The following is a 23,392-nucleotide window of genomic DNA, read 5'->3' as shown; positions in this document are numbered from 1 at the left end:
GGATATATGAATATAGCCGCGAAGTACCAACTTATACACTCAAATTATTGAACCGCCGTATACGGATCCGTACGTACGGTGGTGTGAGAGGGTGGAACGAGTCAATCTTTTGATTCGTTCACTCTACTCGATTTGGATTGGTTGGTTGAGTGCTCTATGTGGCCACGGGACGCTTAAGGAGATAGGCTAAGCGCTCAATGATTCACGCTATCTGCTCTATGAAGTTTCGCGAGTGCTCTATACGTAGCGATATCCGCTCTATCGCGATCCGCAGCCGCTCATAGTTTCATGTTATTCGCTCTATGTAGCTGCGTATCCGCTCTAAGCCCGCGGCAGGACAGCTCGTCCACCCGTATCCGATCCACCGCGCCATCTATCTTTGGCATTTGCTTTTTGCCGCTCAATGAATTACAAAATCCGCTCAATCCCATCCCGCCAGCGCTCTATCCATAGCGTTATCCGCTCTATCCGAATTCACAGCCGCTCATAGTTTCATGTTATTCGCTCTATGTAGCTGCGTATCCGCTCTAAGCCCGCGGCACGACAGCTAGTCCTCCCACATTCTATCCACCGCGCCATCTATCTTTGGCATTTGCTGTTTGCCGCTCAATGAATCACAAAATCCGCTCAATCACATCCCGCCAACGCTCTATCCGCAATGCCATCCGCTCAATCACAATCCACAATCGCTCATAAATCCACGTTACCCGCTCTATCAAACCCCACAACCGCTCATACCCCATCCCAACCTCAACCTCAACACCCACCCGCTCCAAAAAATGCAAATCCCTAGAAAAATAACCCAATCCATGCCATCATTAGTACAAACGAGGTGATCCACATATGAAAATTCAATTCTACACAAAACCTAATTGTGAGCTATGCGAAGAAGCGGAACGAATGCTTCACTTGGTCGCAGAAGATTACCCACTCGAGTGGCAGACGATCAATATAGAAGAAGATGACGAAATCCACGAGAAATATATGCTGATGATCCCGGTCATCGAGCACGAGGGACAGGTGTTGGCATATGGAAATATCGGCTATGTCGATGTTTTGGAATTAATTGAACAATGAAAACGCTTTCTTGTTGTGTTTCGTTTTCAAACATGCTATACTTCACGTATAGTATTTTTTTACACTAGGTGGGACAAGAATAAACAACAGGGATCAAATATAACCCACTTGAAAAGAGTGATGTGAGTGAACTTGTCATTTTATGAAGCGCAACTCGCACTTATACCTGAACTTCCGCTGTTGATCGAGCAACGCTACCATATGTTGAAGCTAATCAAAGCGTCGGGACCTGTTGGCAGACGAACACTTAGTTCTGTGTCTGGTTATTCCGAGCGGGAAACGCGCACGATGCTTGATTTATTGAAAGAGCAGGAATTGGTGCATATTGCGAAAGATGGCGTATCGACTACAGAAAAAGGTATAGAAGTGCTCTTTGCATTGCATGATACGATGGAGGAAAGATCGGGCAGACGACAACTTGCGAATGAGTTGGCGGAGCGTCTCGGCATTCTAAAAGTACATGTAGTAGAAGGGGATTCCGATGATTCACCTTTAACGAAAAAGTTGCTCGGTATGCAAGCGGCGAAACAATTTCGCTCGCGCATTAAAGGCAATGAAATTGTCGCAGTAACTGGCGGCAGTTCTGTAGCCGCGATTCCATCGTTTATGCAGCAAGACGAATTGCCGGATGTGCAATTCATTGCAGCAAGAGGTGGCGTAGGAGAAGAAATTGGGTTACAGGCGAATATGATTGCTGCTTCGTTTGCAGAAACGTGTCAAGCGACATACAAAGCGTTTTATTATCCAGATACTTTGAGTGAAGAAGCACATGCGGTATTCCAGCATGAGCCTGCTGCGAAAGAGATGCTGGAGTTATATAGTCGCACCGATTGCGTAATCCACGGTGTCGGGAATGCGACGAAAATGGCTGTATTGCGAAACTCTCCTGAAGAGGAACAGCAGATTCTACAGGATCGGCAAGCGAAGGGAGAAGCGTTCGGCTTTTATTTCAATCAGCAAGGTGAAATTGTCCATCGGATTCGTACAGTTGGAATTCAGATGGAGCAATTGCAAGACGTTCCGCTCGTGCTCACAGTAGCCGGCGGAGCAAGTAAAGCGGAAGCACTGCTGTCGTATTTAGCCAGTGCACCGTCTCAGACGATTTTAGTAACAGACGAAGGGGCAGCGGAAAATATGCTGTCGCTCATGTAAAACGCGAACACAATGCCTAGAAGGCAAAAACATAACAACCACTTTAACGGAGGCGATTTAGTATGACAGTAAAAATAGCGATTAATGGATTTGGACGAATTGGACGATTGGTACTTCGCGAAGCATTTGCAACAAAAGATGTAGAAGTAGTGGCAATTAATGATTTGACAGACGCAGCGATGTTGGCTCATTTATTGAAATATGATTCAGTGCACGGCATTTTTGATACAGATGTGCAATCAGATGAATCTTCAATCATTGTAAATGACAAAAAGATCAGCGTGTTTGCAGAAAAAGATCCTGCGAACTTACCTTGGAAAGATCTTGGCGTAGATATCGTGATCGATTGTACAGGTGTCTTCCGTTCAAAAGAAGCATTGCAAAAGCACATCGACGCAGGAGCGAAGAAAGTCATCTTATCAGCTCCACCACAAGGTGACATGACAACACTTGTGATGGGTGTCAATGAAGGAACGTACGATGCAGCGAACGACCACATCGTATCGAACGCGTCTTGTACGACAAACTGTTTAGCACCTGTCGTGAAAGTATTGAATGATTCATTCGGCGTTAAGCGCGGTATGATGACGACGATTCACTCGTATACGAACGACCAGAAAATTCTTGATCTACCACACTCCGACTACCGACGTGCGCGTGCGGCTGGCGTGTCGATGATTCCAACGACAACAGGTGCAGCGTCTGCTGTAACGAAAGTAATTCCTGAACTGAAAGGGAAATTAGATGGGATGGCTGTACGTGTGCCAACTCCAAACGTTTCACTTGTTGACTTTGTAACGGAATTAGAAAAAGACGTAACGGTAGAAGAAGTCAACGCAGCATTGAAGAAAGCTTCTGAAGGCGAATTAAAAGGACTTCTATTCTTCAGTGACTTGCCATTAGTATCTGTTGATTACAATGGAAACACTGCTTCTTCCACAGTAGATGGATTGTCTACTATGGTTATGGAAGACAATATGGTAAAAGTTATTTCTTGGTACGATAATGAGTCAGGTTACTCTGCTCGTTGTATCGATCTTGCACGATATATGAGCAAACAAGGCCTATAAGCCGAGAAAACCATGAATTCTGTTATAAATCGTAGCCATTCCACAAGTAACCGATTATAATGAATAAATATGGGTGAGAGGAACGGAGAACCCCGTTCCTCTTTTTGTATTTAAGCCGAGGAGGACTTATTGTATGAACATGAAAAAGACGATCAGAGATATTAAATTGAACGGCCAGCGCGTATTTTGTCGCGTGGATTTCAACGTACCGATGGAAGATGGAACGGTAACGGATGATACACGCATTAGAGCGGCACTACCAACAATTGAATATATGACAAACGCAGGGGCAAAAGTGATTTTAGCTAGCCACCTCGGACGTCCTAAAGGTGAAGTACAAGAAGAAATGCGTTTGACACCTGCTGGCGATAAATTGTCTGAGCTTCTTGGGAAAACAGTGAAGAAACTCGATTCATCAATAGGTGAAGAAGTAGAAAAAGCGATTGCCGAAATGAAAGAGGGCGACGTGATCTTACTGGAAAACGTTCGCTTTAATCCAGGCGAAGAAAAGAATGATACAGAACTGTCCAAGCAATATGCAGAGCTTGCTGACGTCTTTGTGAATGATGCATTTGGAACAGCGCACCGCGCACATGCTTCCACTGCTGGCATTGCAGAGTACATACCAGGCGTTCTTGGCTTCTTACTTGAGAAAGAATTAGATGTTCTCGGAAAAGCCTTGTCTCATCCTGATCGTCCTTTCACAGCGATCATTGGCGGTGCGAAAGTAAAAGACAAAATCGGTGTTATTGATAATTTGTTGGATAATGTCGACAACTTGTTAATTGGTGGCGGATTGTCATATACATTCACACGCGCACAAGGTCATGAAACTGGAGATTCACTAGTAGAAGAAGATAAAGTAGAGTTGGCGAAGTCTTTCATTGAAAAGGCGAAGCAACGGGCAGTGACTCTATACTTGCCGACAGATGCAGTCGTAGCGAATAAGTTTGCAGCGGATGCAGAAACGAAAACGGTTTCAGTCGATGCGATTACAGAAGGTTGGATGGGTCTCGATATCGGACCGGAAACAGCAGCGCGTTATGAGCAAGTGATTAAAAACTCGAAGTTTGTCATCTGGAACGGGCCGATGGGTGTGTTCGAAATGGAACCATTCGCAAATGGTACGAAAACAGTGGCGGACGCGATGGCAGAAACAGCAGCTTACACGGTAATTGGTGGAGGAGACTCTGCAGCGGCTGTGGAAAAGTTTGAAGTAGCAGAACAAATGGATCACGTATCTACAGGTGGCGGCGCTTCACTCGAGTTCATGGAAGGCAAAGAATTGCCAGGAGTCGCTGTACTACAAGATCGAGAATAAGGAGGAATTCTTTTGCGAAAACGAATAATTGCGGGCAACTGGAAAATGTTTAAATTATCTGGTGAAGCTGCAGATTTTGCGGAACACATTAAAGAACAACTCACGGCATCAGATCAAGTCGAAGCAGTCATTTGCCCTCCGGCATTGTATCTGAACGATTTACAACAACGTTTTGAAACGACTGCGATTAAAGTAGGCGCTCAAACGATGCATGATACAGACGAAGGGGCATTCACAGGCGAAATCAGCCCAGCTATGCTTGAAGACTTAGGCGTACAGTATGTCATTCTTGGACACTCTGAACGTCGTCAGTATTTCAATGAAACAGACGATACGGTAAATAAAAAAGTACTCGCAGCGTTCAACCATCACCTCGTACCGATCGTTTGTGTAGGGGAATCGTTAGAACAACGCGAAGCACTTGAAACGGTTTCAATTGTTTCCGCACAAGTAGAAAAAGCGTTTCACGGCGTAACAGCGGAACAAGCGAAACAAGCTGTCATTGCGTACGAACCTATCTGGGCAATCGGCACAGGCAAAACCGCAACAGCTGACGATGCCAATGAAGTATGTGCAGCGATCCGTCATAAGGTTGAAACACTTTATGCAAAAGATGTAGCAGATGCAGTGCGTATTCAATACGGCGGCAGTGTAAAACCAGAAAACATCGCTGAATTACTTAGCAAGGACAATATTGACGGTGCGTTGGTCGGAGGAGCAAGTCTTGATCCGGCAGCATTCGTAAAATTAGTGGAGGCTGGAACTCATGGCGAATAAACCGGTCGCGTTAATTATCTTGGACGGTTTTGGCTTACGAGATGAATCGTACGGCAATGCTGTAGCGCAATCTAACATTCCAAACTTTGATTTGCTGTGGGAGAACTACCCTCACGCAACATTGACGGCATGTGGAGAAGCGGTAGGGTTACCAGAAGGACAAATGGGGAACTCTGAAGTAGGTCACTTGAACATCGGGGCTGGGCGTATCGTTTATCAAAGCTTGACGCGCATCAACAAGTCGATTCGTGAAGGCGAGTTCTTTGATAACGCGACATTGCTTGAAACGATGGAGCACGTCAAAACGAAAGACTCTGCACTTCACGTGATGGGTCTACTGTCTGACGGCGGCGTTCATAGTCATTATGAACATTTATTCGCTTTATTGAAAATGGCGAAAGAACATGGCGTGGAGCGTGTCTACTTGCATGCATTCCTCGACGGACGTGACGTAGGACCGACGACAGCACTTCCTTATATCAAACGTACAGAAGATGTAATGGAAGAAGTCGGTGTTGGCCAAATTGCGACAGTGTCCGGCAGATATTTTGCGATGGACCGCGACAAGCGCTGGGAACGCGTACAGAAAACGTATGACGCGATGGTCTATGGTATCGGACCTCATTGTGATTCAGCAGAAGAAGGAATCCGCGCTTCATATGCCGAAGAAATACATGATGAGTTTATCGAGCCGTTTGTCGTTCAACAAGACGGCAAACCAGTAGCGACGATTCATAACGGAGATGCGGTTATATTCTTCAATTTCCGCCCAGACCGTGCGATTCAATTGTCACGCGCTTTAACGCAACCTGACTTTGATGGCTTCGATCGCGGCGTGAAAAAATTTACGGACTTACATTTTGTCGGCTTTACGCATTATAATGATGATGTAGTAGCAGACATTGTATTTCATAATGTCAATCTAACCAAAACAATCGGTGAAGTGCTAGAAGACCAAGGCAAGCGTCAGTTGCGTATTGCGGAAACGGAAAAGTATCCGCATGTGACGTTCTTTATGAGTGGCGGACGCGAAGAGACGTTTGAAGGGGAAACCCGCATTCTGATCAATTCGCCGAAAGTCGCGACGTATGATTTGCAACCGGAAATGAGCGCATACGAAGTAACAGATGCGTTAGTGGCGGAAATCGAAGCGGAACGACAAGATGCCATCATCCTGAACTTCGCGAATCCGGATATGGTTGGTCATAGCGGAATGCTAGAGCCGACGATTAAAGCGATTGAAACGGTCGATACTTGTTTAGGCCGAATCATTGATGCCTTATCTGCAAAAGGCGGATCGGCTATCATCACGGCGGATCACGGCAATGCGGATGAAGTCACTACTATCGGTGGACAACCTATGACAGCCCACACGACAAATCCTGTACCTGTCATTGTGACGAATCCAGATGTAGTGTTGCGCACAGACGGTATTCTTGCAGACTTGGCACCGACGATGTTGAAAATGTTAGGAATTCCACAACCGGTTGAAATGACCGGAAAATCATTATTCTAAGGAGAGATTTTCATGCCAATCATTACCCACATTCAAGCTAGAGAAGTATTGGATTCACGAGGCAATCCAACTGTAGAAGTAGAAGTATTCACAGAAAGCGGTGCCTTTGGACGTGCCATCGTACCATCTGGTGCATCTACTGGGGAGTATGAAGCGGTAGAATTACGTGACGGCGACGAAAATCGTTATAACGGTAAAGGCGTATTGAAAGCAGTCGATCATGTCAATGAAGTGATCTCTTCTGAACTAGAAGAAAATTATTCGGTATTGGATCAAGTCGTCATCGACAGAGCATTGATCGAATTAGACGGTACAGACAATAAAGGCAAGCTCGGTGCGAACGCAATTCTAGGAGTATCTATGGCAGTTGCACACGCAGCAGCAGATTACCTAGACGTTCCATTGTACCAGTACCTTGGCGGATTCAACGCGAAGCAATTGCCGGTACCGATGATGAATATCCTAAACGGTGGAGAGCACGCAGATAACAACGTCGACATCCAGGAATTCATGATCATGCCAGTTGGCGCAGAATCTTTCCGACATGCACTTTGCATGGGTACGGAAATTTTCCACAGCCTAAAATCTGTACTTCACAGTAAAGGCTTGAACACAGCAGTTGGAGACGAAGGCGGATTTGCTCCGAACTTAGCTTCTAACGAAGAAGCACTATCAACGATTATCGAAGCAATCGAAAAAGCAGGGTACAAAGCAGGCGAAGATATTTTGCTTGCAATGGACGTAGCTTCTTCTGAGTTCTACGATAAAGACCAAAACAACTACTACCTTGCAGGTGAAGATATTCGTAAAACATCTGAAGAAATGGTTGCTTGGTATGAAGAGCTTTGCGAAAAGTACCCAATCGTATCGATCGAAGACGGTTTGGACGAGAATGACTGGGCTGGCCACAAGCTATTGACAGAACGTCTTGGCAATACAGTTCAATTAGTCGGTGACGATCTATTCGTGACAAACACGGAAAAATTATCACGCGGAATCAAAGAAGGCATCAGTAACTCGATCCTCATCAAAGTGAACCAAATTGGTACATTGACTGAAACATTCGATGCGATTGAAATGGCGAAACGCGCAGGCTATACTGCAGTCATCTCTCACCGTTCAGGTGAATCAGAAGACGTCACGATAGCAGACATCGCAGTCGCTACAAACGCTGGCCAAATCAAAACGGGTGCACCTTCTCGTTCGGATCGTGTCGCGAAATACAATCAATTGCTTCGTATCGAAGACCAATTGTTTGAAACAGCACAGTACCTAGGCAAAGACACATTCTATAATTTGAATAAATAATAGCCACTACTACTGGTCAATCGGCATAATTTGTAACAAAAGGTTGTGCCGAGAGACTTGCTTTGGTAGAATAGAAATGTTGTAACTTGCTATTTTTGGAGGTGGAAAAACATGCATGCAGTTTTCACAGCATCGCTGATAGTCGTAGCTATAGCATTAATAGTAGTCGTTTTATTGCAATCCGGTAAAAGTGCGGGACTGTCAGGGGCCATCTCCGGAGGCGCAGAGCAACTTTTCGGAAAACAAAAAGCACGTGGATTAGATCTCGTTCTACAAAGAGCGACAATCATCTTATCCGTCTTATTTTTTGTCCTAACCATTGCGATTATGAAAATATAAAATGCAAGCGCCTGACCATGTTTGAACGGTCAGGCGCTTTTCGTAGAAGGGAACGAAAGACATGCGAATTGCCCAACCGAAACCATTCTTCTTTCAACATGGAAAACGTGCGGTATTACTGTTGCATGGTTTCACAGGAACATCCGCGGATGTGCGGATGCTCGGCCGCTTCCTAGAAAAACATAATTATACTTCATTAGCACCACATTACCGCGGCCATGGTGTACCGCCTGAAGAATTAATCCTGACGAATCCTGACCAGTGGTGGCAAGATGTATTGGATGCATATAATGAGCTAAAAGAGGCAGGATATGAAGAGATTGCTGTGGCGGGATTATCGCTTGGTGGCGTATTCTCATTGAAACTCGCAGCGCAATTTCCGCTCAAAGGCATCATCACGATGTGTGCACCGATGACGATGAAAACGACTGACTTGATGTGGTCAGGCGTGCTGAAATACGCACGAGACTATAAAAAGTTCGCAGGCCTGTCAGACGAGCAAATCAAAGAAGAAATGGACGACTTAAAAACGAAGTCGATGCCAGGTCTAGACGGTTTGCAATCGATGGTACAAGGCGTACGCAACCAAGTCGAGTGCATCTACACACCATTACTCGTAGTTCAATCACGTCATGACGACGTAATCGATCCAAATTCCGCGCAAATCATCTATGACGAAGCAGAATCCACGGACAAAGAACTACAATGGTACGAAGAATCCGGCCACGTCATTACACTCGGTCCAGAAAAAGCACAACTTCACGAAAACGTACTACATTTTTTAGAATCCCTTGATTGGCAAGAGTGAAAACAGGGGAAGATATAACTAAAGGAACAAAAGGAGGAGATGATTGTTTGGAACCAAATATAAAAGAGTTACAAGAACGGGTTATGTCTTTATTAAAAGACAAATCCTATATGCCGTCCACTGTCCACGAAATACAAGAAGCACTCAACTTAGAACAGGCGGACGAATTTAAAGACTTAGTAAAAATGCTCGTACAATTAGAACAGAGCGGGAAAATCGTTCGTTCACGCAATAACCGCTACGGCTTGCCAGAACAAATGAATCTACTTCGCGGTAAATTCATCGGTCACGCAAAAGGCTTCGGCTTTGTCGTACCAGAGGAAGTAGAGGGCGATGACGTCTTTATTCCACCTCATGAAGTAAACGGCGCTATGAACGGCGACATCGTCTTTGTACGCGTATCCGGCAGCTCATTCGGAGATCGTCGCGAAGGCGTCATCACGAAAGTGGTCGAGCGTAAAACGACACAAGTCGTCGGAACGTATCAAGCCCATGAAGGCTATGGTTTCGTTCTACCAGACGATAAGAAATTGCCGATGGATTTATATATCGAAAAAGGTCATTCACTAGAAGCGGTAGACGGTCAGAAAGTTATCGCGGAAATTACGAACTGGCCAACCGATGAAAACAATGCAACTGGCATGATCACACAGATCCTCGGGCATAAAAATGACCCAGGTGTAGACATCCTATCGATTATTCACAAGCATGGCATTGCGATAGAATTCCCTGAAGACGTCATGGAACACGCAAACAGTGTACCGACGACAGTTCAGCCAGAAGACTTCGAAGGCCGTAGAGATTTACGCAAAGAATTGACGATGACCATTGACGGTGCCGATGCAAAAGACTTGGATGATGCGATTTCAGTCTTCAAAGAAGACAACGGATCCTATCGTCTATTTGTGCATATTTCGGACGTCAGCTATTATGTCACAGAGAACTCTCCAATGGACGTAGAAGCTGCAGACCGTGGTACGAGTGTCTATTTGACAGACCGAGTCATTCCGATGTTACCGCATCGCTTGTCTAACGGTATCTGTTCCATCAATCCAGGAGAAGATCGCTTAACTTTGACATGCGAAATGAAAGTCGATGCGAATGGTAAAGTCATTGATCATGATATTTATCCGAGTGTTATCAACTCCAGTTACCGTATGACATACGATGAAGTGTATCAAATCATCGATCATCAAGACGAAGAACTTTCAAAGAAATACGAAGAAATCGTCCCGATGTTAAACGACATGGCGAAACTGGCAAGCATTTTCCGTAAGAAGCGTCAAGACCGTGGTGCGATCGACTTCGACTTCAAAGAATCCAAAATTATAGTCGATGAAGAAGGCTGGCCAACAGACGTTATCATTGTCGAGCGAACAGTATCTGAACGTTTGATCGAGGAATTCATGCTAGCTGCCAACGAAACCGTTGCCGAGCACTTCGACCGCATGAAAGTACCGTTCTTATACCGAATCCACGAAGATCCTAAAGAAGAGAAATTACAACGCTTCTTCGAGTTCCTTACGACATTCGGAATCGTCGTCAAAGGAACAGGGAAAGAAATCGATTCAGGTGCATTGCAAGAAATCGTGAAATCGATCGAAGGAATGCCAGAACAATCACTGATCTCGACGATGTTATTACGTTCGATGCAACAAGCGAAGTACTTTGAAGACAGTATCGGTCACTTCGGTTTGTCTACAGAATACTACACGCACTTCACTGCACCGATCAGAAGATACCCAGACTTAATCGTTCACCGTCTGATCCGTACGTATTTATTCAATAAAGACATGTCGGCACAAACGGTTGCCCATTGGTCCGCTACACTGCCTGAGATTGCTCGACACACGTCTGAACGTGAACGCCGTGCAGTAGACGCAGAGCGTGATACGAACGCACTGAAGAAAGCACAGTTCATGTTAGATAAAATCGGAGAAGAGTTTGAAGGCGTTATTTCTTCTGTGACGAACTTCGGAATCTTTGTCGAACTGGAGAACACGGTAGAAGGACTTGTACATGTCAAAAACATGAACGACGACTATTATCGTTTCGACGATCGCCAAATGATGATGATCGGCGAACGGACAGCGAAACAATACCGTATCGGGGACGAAGTAAAAGTGCGTGTGACATCTGTTAAACCAGAAGAACAAGCAGTAGACTTCGAAATCGTCGGTATGAAAGAAAACTTCAGAGGTTCTCGTAAAGAGTCACCAACAGTCATCCAAGCTAGTAGAGGCAAGAGCCGAGGCCAAGGTGCAGGCAGAGGAAGAAGCCAAGCGTCTAGTAGTAAACCAAGTGCAGGTGGCGGAGCGAAAAGTTCTAGCGACAAGCGCAATAAAAAATACGAAAAGCCAAAGAAGAAGTTTTACGAAGGTATGCCAAAGAAATCTAAGAAACGACCGAAGAAAAAATAAGACTGGAGCACGTCTCCGGTCTTCTAGCAAGGAGGAAGTTGCATGGCCAAAGGATCTGGAAAAGTACTCGCCGTCAATAAAAAGGCGAACTTTGATTACGCAATTGAAGAAACGATTGAAGCAGGAATCGTGCTAAAAGGAACGGAAATCAAATCGATCCGCAAAGGGAAAGTTCAGTTGCGCGACGCATTTATTCTAATCCGTAATAACGAAGCATGGTTGTCGAATATGCACATCAGCCCGTATGAACAAGGGAATATTCATAACCATGATCCCGTCCGCGTACGGAAATTACTGTTGCACAAAAAACAAATAGCTTCACTCGCAGGCACGATGAAAGAACAAGGGTATTCCATCATCCCGTTGAAAATGTATATTAAAAATGGCTTCGCTAAAGTATTGATCGGTGTAGGTAAAGGGAAGAAACTCTATGATAAGCGCCAAGACTTGAAAGAAAAAGAGCATAAGCGCGATATGCAACGAGTATTCAAATCCAATCAACAAGATTGATAATCGAACCGATTTATTATATACTAGATGAAGTATCAAGTACGACCCGCCGTTTTAAGTGAAACGGGCCTGGGTTCCGGACTTTCCTTCGGGGACGTTACGGATTCGACAGGGGTGGTCTGGGCTTGAGCCGCGCGTCGGAGGGATCGTCTCCGTCAGAAACGACAGTTAATAATAACTGGCAAAACAAACAACAACCTAGCATTCGCAGCATAAGCTGTTGAATCTACCTTCCGTTTCCATCGCTCATGTGGAGGCGTAAGGTTCACTTATAGTGAGCTACGATGACATCTGCATTCTGAGGCTGTCATAAGAGATTCCCGGAATAGCGCACAGGAAGCCCTGATTGATGGCATAATGCTTGCGCGAAACCAAATGATCAATCTACACGCGTAGACGCTGAAGTAGCAGAGCCTTTGGACGTGGGTTCGACTCCCACCGTCTCCATTATGAGATTAAGGTGTAATAAGATGTAAGGGATATTGTACAAGAGAACCTCTTGTGTGATATCCCTTATTTTTAAAATAAAGTAAAACGATGTTTAAATCATCATGCTCATTACATACTTACACATATACATAATCTGAAAGGATGTGGTATGTGTGGATGAGAAGGAGGAAAATGAAATGGCCATTTTAAAAGACAATCAGGCAGATAGTAAAAAAATACTGACAGAATCTATAAAAGAAGTAGACCAAATGAGAAAGGGAAAGCTACCCAAACATTCATATAAGGATATGATGAACCGAGTGAGGAAGAGCTTAGAAGAAAAATAATGGAGTATAAAGTGCTTGGCGTTAAAGCGTTCGAAAAAGAGCTTTTAAAAATCGCTAGAAAATATCCAGTAGTGGTTGATTTAGTCGATTCCCTTTTTGCGGATTTTGAAGAAGGTAAATTATATGGGGACCGAATTCCCAGAACCAAAGGAAATGTCGTATATAAAACCAGATTGAGTAATCCAAATGCAAACAAAGGAAAGAGTGGCGGATTTCGTGTAATATGGTATTTAGTCACAGCCGACTTAGAAATATATCCGTTAACCATTTACTCTAAAAACGAACAAGAAGATATATCTGTAAACGAAATCATACGAATAATAGATCGAATTTTAGAAAATGAATTGTAGTGAAGCAGCTATACGAAGACGTTGAATACATCTGAAAATATATCCAGTGATGAATCGGTTTTCTATACTTTTTCGATGAAGGGATATTGTACAAGAGTGAGCTCTTGCACAATATCCCTTATTTTAATAAAGGGGATGTAAGCTGTGATAGAAAAAACGGATCGATTTTCACTGTTAAAAAAGAATGTCGATCAACGACGACCAATTTCAAAAGGGCTTATTCGTAGCCTGAAAGAAGACTTTTTAATTAAAAATACATATCATTCCAATGCGATTGAAGGAAATAGATTATCGATTTATGAAACAAAAGCAGTGCTAGATGATGGCATAGTTATTGCCGGAAAATCCATGAGAGAGCACCTAGAAGCTATTAATCATAAAGAAGCAATTTTAGTTGCCGAAGAAATGGTGCAGCAAGATCAGCCCCTCTCAGAAATAGTGATTAAAGAATTGCATGGCATCGTCTTGCATTCAATAGACAGAGCAAATGCAGGGAAGTATAGAGAGCAGAATGTAATCATATCAGGTGCCTCTTATACTCCACCTGATGCTGTAAGTAGTTCCACAGATCCATGATGAACTAATTCTACTTGCCATCGACGAAGGGCGTATCAGCGATAAATATGTCGCCTTCGATGCCACACATTTTGAGGCAAGAGATCGAGTCCAAGCCGCCAAAAAGAAAAAGAAGCAGGTACCGAAAAAGCACGGACGGAAGCCTAAGGCCGAACGTGAACAATGGTTAAAGGAAAAGCAGGCTGAAGAAGACGCACGTCCGATTAATGAGAAAGAGATTGCAATAGGAAGAATTAAAGGTTTTGCCTTTTTGAATTTGCATCCGTCAAAGGATTAATATTAATATTGTATTTTATTTTAATGTCCATCTTCTTGTAAAGTTCAATCCATTTTTTTTCATCCATTGGTTTTGAGAATGGTTTTAATGTATGAATGCCTAGCTGTAATGGATCCACATTCAATTCTTGCATCTTTTTTACTAGTTCTTGTGTTTGTTTTTCAAGATTGGATTGGATATCTTTTTTAAAATCTTCTAAATCCTGTGGGTCAAATAATTGCTTTTCTCCCCGGTATTCTTCAATACTTGAGTCTATATTCACTGTATAGGTCATTGTAGACAAGCTTTTATTGATATCCACTTTCGTTTTAGACCTAACATGACCGAGAACAACTTGTAATTTTGGAATCGGTAAAACTGCTAAGTAGTGATCGTTGTGTAACAGTTGGAAGATACGATCATCAAAAGTTGTTAGTATTTCAACTAGTTTATCATTTTGAAACAGGGCTGTACCTTCATAGCTGATAGCGTCATTTTCTATTTTGAATACAGGTAAGAAAGGATCTGAATAAGGAGTATATAACAAATTTTTAAATTCATGTAGATTAACGACACTTAATTCTCCCTGATTTTTTTCCTCATAGTGCTTCAGCATTTGGTAAAAAGAGTAATCAAGATTTTCTTGTTTGTCCAATTGATTTTCCAAGTATTCTTCAAAATTTCCTTTTACGATAACTAAATAGATTCTCAAAGAAATATCCGGATCAGTCAATAACACATTAATAATGGACATAATCCCCTCGTTTCTTCCGAGGTCTTCATTAATTATCAGCATTCGCATTTGCCCAAATTTCATTTCCTGGTAGAAGTTTAAATTAAAACTCCTTAGTACCTCCTTTATTAAGCTTACTTCTTGCGTCACTACACTCTTTTTTTCTTTGCTTAGAGAAGGCAAAATCGTACTGATTTTTATTTTACCTTCATCCCCTTTACTAAGTGATAAAAATGTCACTGGAGTAAGCTCTTCAATAATGTTATTTTCAGTAAAAGGGGCACATCCAGTTAACCATAACGCCATAAATATGATTGACAATTTTTTAGCCATCTTCTTTCGTAGTCTCATGTTTATTAACCCCCTTTATCTTCATCACTACGATCATAGTAATTGGAACCACTAAGTAACTTAAGCTTCCTGCTAAAATTTGAAGATTAAGTAAAATAACCTGCTTTTCATCTGACTTCCAAATCCATTCATTCACAAGAATCATTCCAATTAAAATAATGAATACACTGAATAAAAAGCCTACTTGACTGGGTGGTCTCTCCATTTTCCCACTAGCTATTTTAGATGCTCCATAAAACAACAGTAGAAAAATTGAAACCGCAAAGACGATGTTAAATAATTCTAAAGAAAGCATGACCATATCAATACGTTCAATTACTGGATTTTGAAAATAACGGGCCATAGTGACAACTGGAAATTGACTTTTGCTTAAATAATTGGAACCGAAATAGAATAAGGACGCCATATATAAGAATACATACTCTATAACGGTTAGAGCATTGCCATAAGACAAATAGCGAAATGTCTTATTATTTGTTTTAAACCACGGTCCCAAAAATACCAGAAATTCAGGCCCTGAAAATGAAGATAAAATTAAAAATATTCCTTTCCAGGAATTCACACTTAATTCCATTGGAATAATTGGATACAAATCACTGAGTTGAGCTATTGGAGGAAAGAAGAAAAAAGCAAAGAATAAGAACATCCAAAATGTACACAAAAATGAAATCACGACAAAACGTATAGTTTTTTCAACGCCCTTCCATGCTACATACAAACAAGACAACATAATAAAAAAGATCAGCCAATTTGAATCTGTAGCTGGAAACATAAATATTTGAACCATTTCCGAGAATCCTAACATGATCACGAAAAGTTTAAGCAGGATAAAGAACAACCCGATGAATGAGAGGAGTCGTACAAGTTTTTTTCCGAATAATTGGACAAATCCGTTGTACCCTTCGCTAGAAATCCGGGTTAAAAACCATTTGGATAAAAGAAGAATGTTTAGTTGAGACAATATGCCGACCGCTATAATCACCCAAATCATATATGAATGGATCAAAAACCTTGGCATAATCAAAAAAAAGTAAAGCATTTGGAGGCGATTTACCATCAACATGACATAGAACCCATTATAGGTTTCATTCTTATTAAATAATTGAAGGGCTTCCATCAGTTCATCTCCTAGTTTGATATCTCTTCATCTTCAGAGGTTTAAGATGTTCTGGACGCTCTTTCATTTTGACTAAAGGCCCTCGAATGAATAGGTCAAGCCAATCTTTTCCGTAGAAAGGGGCAACAGGAGATAAATATGGCTGCTTGAGTGAAGACAAGCCATTAAGGTGGGCTAAAATGATAATCATTGCCAAAACAATCCCTACTATCCCAAGAAACGAAGAAAATATAAGAAGAATGAATTGAATCAATGAATTCGCCTTTGTCACAAGGTAATTAGGAACAAGAAAAGATCCAATAGTTGAAATCCCTACCAAGACAATTAACACCTGACTTGCCATACCAGCCTCAACTGCTGCTTGACCAATTACAATGCCCCCAATAACCCCAAGCGTTTGACCAGTCTTTGTTGGCATCCTTAAACTTGCTTCTTTTATAATTTCAATAAAAATCAACATGATAAATGCTTCCCAAAAAGGAGTGAACGGAAGCTTGCTCCTTGACTCCACCAAGACGAAAAGTGTTTGTAAAGGAATCATTTGATAGTGATGAGTTGTTAATGCCACGTAGAATGGGATCAATGTGATAGACAGAATAAAACTTACATATCGGATGATGCGCAAAAAACTGGCAACTACCCATCGATTAATATAATCCTCTGGTGATTGGAACAAATGAAAAAAAGTAATTGGGGCAACGAGAGCAAAAGGTGTATTGTCTACCAGAATCGTAATTTTTCCTGATCCCAGAGAATAAGCAACAACATCAGGTCGGTCAGTTTGCTGAAACTGAGGAAAAATACTATCTTGATGTTCCTCCATGAATTCCGCTACTTGAGAAGAATCAGATAAGAGATCATAATTAATTTCCGAAATCTTCTTTTTGGCGGTTGAAACAAATTCTGGATTGGTCAGCCCTTCTATGTACAATAAAACCACATTTGTCTCACTTAAAGAACCAACGGTGAACTTCTCTGTTTTCAGATCATGTGTTAGAAGACGTCTACGAATGAGCGTAATATTTTGTTCTAGCTGTTCACTGAAGCTGTCTTTTGCTCCTAAAAGGATGGTTTCAGTATCGGATGGTTCAATTGCACGTCCAAGTGGATTTTCTAAAGGGATAGCGAACCAAAGATTTGACGAAGAGTCAAATAACAAAACAGAACCTTTAAACAGCTGCTTTTTTGCCTCATTAAAAGTGGAAATGGGGCTTATTGTTGAGTGAACATTGCATTCCTGAATGAATTGTTTGGAACAGTTAGATAAAGGTTTTAGAATGCTTTCATTTAATCTTTCTTGGTCAATCAGAGTTCTTACGTAGATAAGATCAACATGTTGATTTTCAGAAATGTTAATTTCCACAAATTCCGCATCATCCATTTGAACGAGGGCTTTTTTTAGAGTCTCTATTGATATTTCTGATTCTGCGTTTGATTGAGAAACAGGCTTATTTTCATCTGATTGTTTTTTCCAAAACATGTACATTCCTCACTTCTATATGTTAAAAAGAATTTTTTGGAAGAACGGTAAAATTCGATATTAATTCCATTGTTGGCTTTTTAAGCTTGAAATATACGAAACTAAATTAATAAGATGCAGAGGCACAAGTAGACATTAAAGAAGCGATAATGCGAGCGGACTCGATTGAATTGGGGCTGTTATTGTCTAATATTTTCTGTTATGAATCTGTCGAAGATGTTTGGGATTATATTCAGTAAGGGTTTAGATGAGAGTTCTTTTATGAAAAACAAGTAACCGATCTATAGTTGTGTACGAAGCTGCAATTCTCCATAGCGGGTTGGAAAATACCTTCACTGATGGCAATGGAGCTCGTTTGTTGTTGAGGACGGTATTTGTGTTTTATTAGATAGAGCTCAACATAATTAAAGGTACCTGTATAACACAGGTACCTTTTTGATATTAAACCTCTATCCCCGCAATCCCAAATCCTCCAGGACCAGAATGTGACGAAATCATCGCACCCGCTTCAATCCAAAGACTATTCTCGAATCCTTTTTTTCCTGCAATGTCATTGATCCGTTCTTTAATAGTCTCACTAAGGCCGATAGAGTATATGAAATATATTTGTTGTCGATCAATGTCATATTGCTGTAAATAGTCTAGCAGTAAACTTTCAGCCACTTTGCTCATGTTCCCACGATATTTTTTAGTCGAAACAAGCTTCCCTTCCACTAATTCAATACACGGTTTGATTTTTAACAAAGCCCCGCCTAGATACGCCATATTACTGACTCGTCCGCCAGCCCGTAAAAAATCTAAGCTACCCGGAAGAAAGGCAAGTCTCGCTTTTGGAACCTTTGCTTCGATCTTTTCTAGCAAGTGGACAGGATCCATTTCAGGTTCTTCCTCCAGCAGAGCAACCGCATACATAATCACCGCAGTTAATCCGCCTGTGACGTTTAATGCATCGATTAAATAAATATCCTCTACATCTTCCGCTGCTGTTAACGCATTTTGATAGGAAACAGACGCCTTTGATGTATACCCTACATGAACGATTGTACTATGAGGAAATTCTGTTCGAATCTTTTTGAAAAACTCTTGATACTCATGGGTGTTAGTGGCGGCGGTAGAAGGTATCTTTTTAGTGCGGTCATAAAAATCAAATATTTCTTGTACGGGTAGATGACCGTCTAAATAGTCCTGACCATCCATGATGACGTGCATGGGTACTACATGGATGTTGTGTTTCTTCGAAAGAAATTCTGGTAGATCAGCACCGCTTTCGGTTGTTAGGATGATTTTTTTCACTATGTGTCGCCTCCAGTTCGTATTTTATTGGGTGTGTGGATATTGAGTTTAGTTTAACTATACAGGATAGAGAGATGATATATGTTTGGATTTATGAAATATATAGGAGTGTAGTTCCTCCTAGTATACTGATTATTTTGTCAAGTGTTGTCGCTATTCTATTATAATGGTAGGATGTGGATAGAACGTAAATATCAAGTATGTGGGTGATGTATTGATTATATATGAATCGACTAAAGAACAATTTGTTGGTGATGTCGTAAATGAACTGTTGATTGATCGTCTATATAGCTCCTATCAAAAGAAGATAGGGAGAACGAGTAAAGCGGAGATTCGTTCGTGGGAAAATTCTTTGCAGAAAATGTCCAATGTGATGCAGGATGACGATATACCGCGCGATGCAGCAGTCGCTATTGAATTCAACATTCCTAATACATCCAAGCGGGTGGACTTTCTTATTGCGGGTAATGACGGGACGCAAGATCATGTAGTCATTGTAGAATTAAAGCAGTGGGAAGAAGTAGAGAAAGTACCATCCCGTGATGCGTTGGTTCGCACATATGTCGGTGGAGGCGTTAGAGAAGTCGTCCATCCCTCCTATCAGGCATGGTCGTATGCGGCTCTCATTGAGGATTTCAATGAAAACGTACAGCAACAAGAAATTCGTTTGGAACCGTGTGCTTACCTACATAACTATCGAAAAACAGATAATGATCCGTTAACAGATGATCACTATGCAGAACATCTAGAAAAAGCACCTGTTTTTGTTAAAGGTGAAATTTCCAAGTTGCGGACATTCATTAAAAAGTACATACGCGAAGGTGACCGCAATCATTTAATTTATCAGATTGAAAATGGTAGAATCCGACCGTCAAAATCTCTTCAGGATGCATTGAACAATATGTTAAAAGGAAATGAAGAGTTCATCATGATCGATGAGCAGAAAGTGTTTTATGAAGAGGCATTCCACTTAGCGCTCAATAGTATCCGGACAGGAACTAAACAAGTGATGATAGTGGAAGGGGGACCCGGTACAGGTAAATCTGTGCTGGCTATTAATTTAATGGTGAAGTTGATAGCTGAAGAACTGGTGGCGATGTATGTAACGAAGAATGCTGCGCCGCGGCATATTTATTCTACAAAGCTGAAAAAGGATTTTAAAAAGTCCCATATTGATAATCTCTTCAAAGGATCTGGCAGCTTTACAGAAGTAGAGTCAAATGAATTTGATATTTTAATCGTCGATGAAGCTCATCGATTAAATGAGAAGTCAGGCTTATTTCGTAATTTAGGAGAGAATCAAGTTAAAGAACTAATTAAAGGCTCTCAATTTACAATTTTCTTTATTGATGAACATCAGAAAGTTACCATACACGATATTGGCAGTATAGAAACGATCGAGAAATATGCAAAAGAACTAGGTGCTGAAATTATCTCACGTGAGCTAGTGTCACAATTCCGTTGTGGCGGATCAGACGGCTATATTGCATGGCTGGATGATGTATTGCAAATTAGACATACTGCAAACATCAATGATATGGGGATGGACTACGATTTCAGGATTTTCGATGATCCGAATGAAATGCTTGAGGAAATTGAAAAGCTGAATGAAAGAAACAATAAATCACGTCTGATGGCGGGGTACTGCTGGGAGTGGCCGAAATCCAATCGGCGTGATGTAGATCATTTTGACATTACGATTCCGGAGCATGATTTCGGTATTAGTTGGAACATAGAAAATACGTGGGCTATAGAGAACTCGTCTGTTCGTGAAGCCGGGTGTATCCATACAGCTCAAGGACTGGAGTTTGACTATGTCGGTGTGATTATAGGGGACGATCTCCGCGTGGAGGACGGGAAACTGGTCACGGATTTTACTAAGCGCGCAAAGTCGGATCAATCACTGAGAGGTATTAAGAAGCTAGCTAAAGAAGATCCTGAAAATGCTTATGAGGTGGCTGACCCGATTATCAGAAATACGTACCGTACGTTGATGACACGGGGGCAAAAGGGATGTTTTATTTATTGCACTGATCCTGAGTTGCAGTCTTATTTGAAGGACCGATTGAAGAGAGTGACAGCGAATCGTAGGGATCAGGAGCAGTTGCTTTATTTGGTAGATGATCGAGAAGATTATTAGTATGATAGCAAAAAAAATAACCGCACTTCAAAAATATATACGAGGAGATATACTTATGAAAAAAATAATTAGCATATTTAGTTTTTTGTTAGTCTTTATTATAGCTGCACCAGTTGAAGCAAATGATAGTTTTAGAGATGTTAAACCTTCCAATCAGTTCTACACATCAATTGAATGGGCTACTCATAACGATCTGTTAAAAGGCTATGACAATGGTACATTCAAACCCAAAAATAATCTGACGGAGGCACAGTTCACTATAATATTGACACGTTATTTAAATCCTATACTTACAAATAATATATACCCTGGATTTGAACGAGAAGAAGTGTATGAATATATCGGGTCTTATAACTTACCTATCAAAGGTATTAAAGATGAAAAGGTTAGAAATCGTCCGTATACACGTATCGATGTGGCGAAGGTTTTTGCAACTTTGGCGACTGGAAATAAAGTTTCTGAAAAACAAGCTGTTGACTGGATGTATGAAGCAGGTATTACAACTGGAAAAGGTGTTAGTTCGAATAGATACAAGGATTTTGGTGGCGGCGACCTTTTGAAAAGAGAACATATATCTGCCTTTTTCAAGAGACTAAATGATAGTCCAGCCTTCATTTATCCAAATATATCACGAAGCGTATATGAAAGAGCTACTAAGTTTGCTTCAAAAGATTATAAGTTAACAGATCTTCAACAAGCTAATTTCGACAATAATTCATCTACAGACCAATACGTTGCACAATATAGACATAAATCTGCCTATGAACGCGCGTTACGTTTTCAATTTAAAGTTTTAACATATGACAAAATGAAAAAAACTTGGACAGTGTCAACTGAATATAAAATAGGAGACTATGATGATGTATACCTGGAAGTAATATCAATAGGGAAAAATCAAAAAGAAAATCAAGTGCTAATTTATTCTTTAGAAGGCAGTTCAGCAATGTTGACAGCCAGAGTTCTAGGTTATACATCTAAATCAGGTTTCCACGTCGAGGAAATACCTTCAGCGTTCTATCAAGGAAACTACAAAGTAATAAATAGAGAGCTTAATTTATTTGAAGGAGACAAATCGAAAGTAGCTTATACATGGGCTGATGGTAAGTTACTTAAGACAGACGTTAGTATTGTTCAACCAGAGAAAAATGATATTGTAATTACGTATGATCAAGACCAGTACGATATTATCCACAGCAATGTAGAGGCATTTAACACTATATATGCAAAAGTTGGTCAAAAGCTTCACTTCATTCAAAAAAATTCTTATCTAGAAGATTATAGAGTAAGGGTCATGTATACAATGGATACGGATGTTGTTAATTACGATACAGGAAAGTTTATAAAAGAAGGAACACTTAAAGTGCATATTTTGCCTAATGGTTCTTGGGAAGGTGCACATGAGTTTTTTGTGCGTGTTACTAAGTGATTGACATTTTGTGACTAGTTGTTAGGTCTAAACAAAATTTAAAAACAATTATGAATTGAACTAGAGTGTGTGAGGATCTGTACCTTTCGTAATGGGAGAAACAATAAATCACGTCTGATGGCGGGATATTGCTGGGAGTGGCCGAAAACAAACAGGCGTGATGTGGATTACCACAACATTACGATACTCAAGCATGGTTTCGGCATTAGATAGAAGATACAGGGGCTATCGAGGTAAGCGTCAAACAGTGAACACGTTGTTTAATATAAAAGAAAATGCCCCAAAGAATCGATCATAAAGATTCATCAGGGCGTTTTCTATTTCTTTGACTGGATTTAACAATTCTTTGGTAAGGTCTTCGACCAGGGCATTAAGTCTTCAAACTCCGTGATTTTTTCAAGATTGCGTTGAGGAAGTTCTTCGAAAAGGAACTGCAAGTAGAAGAAGGGATTCACGCCATTCTCTTTTGCGGTCTCTACGAGACTATAGGCGATTGCACTTGAAGTAGCACCTATAGTGGAAACTGCGAAAAGCCAGTTTTTTCTACCGATTACGAAAGGCTTTATTGATCGCTCTGCTCGGTTATTGTCGATCTC

21 protein-coding genes, 1 other RNA gene and 1 pseudogene are annotated in these 23,392 nt (G+C 41.3%); 18 read left to right on the top strand and 5 right to left on the bottom strand.

Translation table 11 applies throughout. From position 1 onward, the window contains the following. Positions 1-843 precede the first annotated feature (843 nt). From CSV72_RS15530 to CSV72_RS17305, 16 genes and pseudogenes are all read left to right on the top strand, one after another. Complete coding sequence (locus CSV72_RS15530) at positions 844-1,077, top strand: glutaredoxin family protein (protein ID WP_099662443.1); 234 nt, start codon at positions 844-846, stop codon at positions 1,075-1,077. Between the two features lie 126 nt (positions 1,078-1,203). Further along, positions 1,204-2,229: a sugar-binding transcriptional regulator gene (locus CSV72_RS15525; RefSeq protein WP_099635180.1), complete on the top strand. Its 1,026-nt coding sequence runs from the start codon at positions 1,204-1,206 to the stop codon at positions 2,227-2,229. Between the two features lie 62 nt (positions 2,230-2,291). Next, the gene (gap, locus tag CSV72_RS15520; protein WP_099679109.1) at positions 2,292-3,299 is read left to right on the top strand and encodes a type I glyceraldehyde-3-phosphate dehydrogenase; all 1,008 of its coding nucleotides are present in this window, start codon (positions 2,292-2,294) and stop codon (positions 3,297-3,299) included. 133 nt (positions 3,300-3,432) lie between these two features. Then, the gene (locus tag CSV72_RS15515) at positions 3,433-4,620 is read left to right on the top strand and encodes a phosphoglycerate kinase (protein WP_099679108.1); all 1,188 of its coding nucleotides are present in this window, start codon (positions 3,433-3,435) and stop codon (positions 4,618-4,620) included. Between the two features lie 12 nt (positions 4,621-4,632). Continuing rightward, positions 4,633-5,397: a triose-phosphate isomerase gene (gene tpiA, locus CSV72_RS15510; protein WP_099679107.1), complete on the top strand. Its 765-nt coding sequence runs from the start codon at positions 4,633-4,635 to the stop codon at positions 5,395-5,397. Then, positions 5,387-6,913 (top strand): 2,3-bisphosphoglycerate-independent phosphoglycerate mutase, encoded by a 1,527-nt coding sequence (gene gpmI, locus CSV72_RS15505; protein WP_099679106.1) that lies wholly within the window; start codon positions 5,387-5,389, stop codon positions 6,911-6,913. Before tpiA ends, gpmI begins: the two co-directional genes overlap by 11 nt. A 12-nt stretch (positions 6,914-6,925) precedes the next feature. Then, a complete protein-coding gene (gene eno, locus CSV72_RS15500) occupies positions 6,926-8,221 on the top strand; it encodes a phosphopyruvate hydratase (RefSeq protein ID WP_099679105.1) in 1,296 nt (431 codons plus the stop codon). Between the two features lie 111 nt (positions 8,222-8,332). Beyond that, complete coding sequence (gene secG, locus CSV72_RS15495; RefSeq protein WP_085131565.1) at positions 8,333-8,560, top strand: preprotein translocase subunit SecG; 228 nt, start codon at positions 8,333-8,335, stop codon at positions 8,558-8,560. 61 nt (positions 8,561-8,621) lie between these two features. After that, a complete protein-coding gene (locus CSV72_RS15490) occupies positions 8,622-9,368 on the top strand; it encodes an alpha/beta hydrolase (RefSeq protein ID WP_099679104.1) in 747 nt (248 codons plus the stop codon). A gap of 83 nt (positions 9,369-9,451) precedes the next feature. Beyond that, positions 9,452-11,788, top strand: coding sequence for a ribonuclease R (gene rnr / locus CSV72_RS15485; protein WP_233191333.1), 2,337 nt, complete (start codon positions 9,452-9,454; stop codon positions 11,786-11,788). Positions 11,789-11,830: 42 nt separating this feature from the next. Continuing rightward, entirely contained in the window at positions 11,831-12,298 is a 468-nt protein-coding gene (gene smpB / locus CSV72_RS15480; RefSeq protein WP_099635172.1) for an SsrA-binding protein SmpB, read from the top strand. A gap of 90 nt (positions 12,299-12,388) precedes the next feature. Further along, positions 12,389-12,748: a transfer-messenger RNA gene (gene ssrA, locus CSV72_RS15475) on the top strand. A gap of 176 nt (positions 12,749-12,924) precedes the next feature. Further along, entirely contained in the window at positions 12,925-13,074 is a 150-nt protein-coding gene (locus CSV72_RS16810) for a hypothetical protein (RefSeq protein WP_156890526.1), read from the top strand. Next, positions 13,074-13,424 carry a type II toxin-antitoxin system RelE/ParE family toxin gene (locus CSV72_RS15470; protein WP_099627434.1) on the top strand — a complete coding sequence of 117 codons (351 nt, stop codon included), beginning with the start codon at positions 13,074-13,076 and terminating at the stop codon, positions 13,422-13,424. Before CSV72_RS16810 ends, CSV72_RS15470 begins: the two co-directional genes overlap by 1 nt. A 144-nt stretch (positions 13,425-13,568) precedes the next feature. After that, complete coding sequence (locus CSV72_RS15465) at positions 13,569-14,000, top strand: Fic family protein (protein WP_099679102.1); 432 nt, start codon at positions 13,569-13,571, stop codon at positions 13,998-14,000. Continuing rightward, positions 13,999-14,220: pseudogene (locus CSV72_RS17305) on the top strand (IS5/IS1182 family transposase); the annotation flags it as partial. The gene CSV72_RS15465 and the pseudogene CSV72_RS17305, both read left to right, overlap by 2 nt. 13 nt (positions 14,221-14,233) lie before the next feature. Here the strand turns inward: CSV72_RS17305 and CSV72_RS15455 are convergent. The 4 genes from CSV72_RS15455 to CSV72_RS15440 all read right to left on the bottom strand — a co-directional run bounded on the left by CSV72_RS15455 (position 14,234) and on the right by CSV72_RS15440 (position 19,230). Beyond that, a complete protein-coding gene (locus tag CSV72_RS15455; protein ID WP_099679101.1) occupies positions 14,234-15,340 on the bottom strand; it encodes a Ger(x)C family spore germination protein in 1,107 nt (368 codons plus the stop codon). Then, positions 15,315-16,457, bottom strand: coding sequence for a GerAB/ArcD/ProY family transporter (locus CSV72_RS15450; protein WP_233191331.1), 1,143 nt, complete (start codon positions 16,455-16,457; stop codon positions 15,315-15,317). The genes CSV72_RS15455 and CSV72_RS15450 overlap by 26 nt, the downstream gene beginning before the upstream one ends. A 4-nt stretch (positions 16,458-16,461) precedes the next feature. Further along, positions 16,462-17,937: a spore germination protein gene (locus CSV72_RS15445; RefSeq protein WP_029054054.1), complete on the bottom strand. Its 1,476-nt coding sequence runs from the start codon at positions 17,935-17,937 to the stop codon at positions 16,462-16,464. A gap of 441 nt (positions 17,938-18,378) precedes the next feature. Further along, positions 18,379-19,230: a DegV family protein gene (locus tag CSV72_RS15440; RefSeq protein WP_029054053.1), complete on the bottom strand. Its 852-nt coding sequence runs from the start codon at positions 19,228-19,230 to the stop codon at positions 18,379-18,381. A gap of 214 nt (positions 19,231-19,444) precedes the next feature. Between CSV72_RS15440 and CSV72_RS15435 the strand changes: the two genes are divergently transcribed. Continuing rightward, the gene (locus CSV72_RS15435) at positions 19,445-21,370 is read left to right on the top strand and encodes a DUF2075 domain-containing protein (protein WP_029054052.1); all 1,926 of its coding nucleotides are present in this window, start codon (positions 19,445-19,447) and stop codon (positions 21,368-21,370) included. Between the two features lies 1 nt (position 21,371). After that, positions 21,372-22,796, top strand: a complete 1,425-nt coding sequence (locus tag CSV72_RS15430; RefSeq protein ID WP_158232245.1) for an S-layer homology domain-containing protein — start codon at positions 21,372-21,374, stop codon at positions 22,794-22,796. A 335-nt stretch (positions 22,797-23,131) separates the two neighbouring features. On the opposite strand, the gene CSV72_RS15425 is transcribed toward CSV72_RS15430, so the two are convergent. Next, positions 23,132-23,392, bottom strand: a 261-nt coding sequence (locus CSV72_RS15425) for a transposase domain-containing protein (RefSeq protein ID WP_158232244.1), incomplete at its 5' end; no start/stop codon positions are given.

The sequence above is a fragment of the Sporosarcina sp. P20a genome (assembly GCF_002743175.1).
GTDB lineage: Bacteria > Bacillota > Bacilli > Bacillales_A > Planococcaceae > Sporosarcina.
Note: the sequence above shows the minus strand (reverse complement) of the source record. Positions and strands in the feature narration are given on the sequence as shown.

Bases quoted from the DNA above. Each gene is read 5' to 3' on its own strand.
- CSV72_RS15455 (WP_099679101.1), bottom strand. From the start codon at position 15,340: ATGAGACTACGAAAGAAGATGGCTAAAAAATTGTCAATCATATTTATG.
- CSV72_RS15515 (WP_099679108.1), top strand. From the start codon at position 3,433: ATGAACATGAAAAAGACGATCAGAGATATTAAATTGAACGGCCAGCGC.
- gap (WP_099679109.1), top strand. From the start codon at position 2,292: ATGACAGTAAAAATAGCGATTAATGGATTTGGACGAATTGGACGATTG.
- secG (WP_085131565.1), top strand. From the start codon at position 8,333: ATGCATGCAGTTTTCACAGCATCGCTGATAGTCGTAGCTATAGCATTA.
- CSV72_RS16810 (WP_156890526.1), top strand. From the start codon at position 12,925: ATGGCCATTTTAAAAGACAATCAGGCAGATAGTAAAAAAATACTGACA.
- CSV72_RS15430 (WP_158232245.1), top strand. From the start codon at position 21,372: ATGATAGCAAAAAAAATAACCGCACTTCAAAAATATATACGAGGAGAT.
- smpB (WP_099635172.1), top strand. From the start codon at position 11,831: ATGGCCAAAGGATCTGGAAAAGTACTCGCCGTCAATAAAAAGGCGAAC.
- rnr (WP_233191333.1), top strand. From the start codon at position 9,452: ATGTCTTTATTAAAAGACAAATCCTATATGCCGTCCACTGTCCACGAA.
- CSV72_RS15450 (WP_233191331.1), bottom strand. From the start codon at position 16,457: ATGGAAGCCCTTCAATTATTTAATAAGAATGAAACCTATAATGGGTTC.
- CSV72_RS15530 (WP_099662443.1), top strand. From the start codon at position 844: ATGAAAATTCAATTCTACACAAAACCTAATTGTGAGCTATGCGAAGAA.
- CSV72_RS15470 (WP_099627434.1), top strand. From the start codon at position 13,074: ATGGAGTATAAAGTGCTTGGCGTTAAAGCGTTCGAAAAAGAGCTTTTA.
- gpmI (WP_099679106.1), top strand. From the start codon at position 5,387: ATGGCGAATAAACCGGTCGCGTTAATTATCTTGGACGGTTTTGGCTTA.
- CSV72_RS15445 (WP_029054054.1), bottom strand. From the start codon at position 17,937: ATGTTTTGGAAAAAACAATCAGATGAAAATAAGCCTGTTTCTCAATCA.
- CSV72_RS15490 (WP_099679104.1), top strand. From the start codon at position 8,622: ATGCGAATTGCCCAACCGAAACCATTCTTCTTTCAACATGGAAAACGT.
- eno (WP_099679105.1), top strand. From the start codon at position 6,926: ATGCCAATCATTACCCACATTCAAGCTAGAGAAGTATTGGATTCACGA.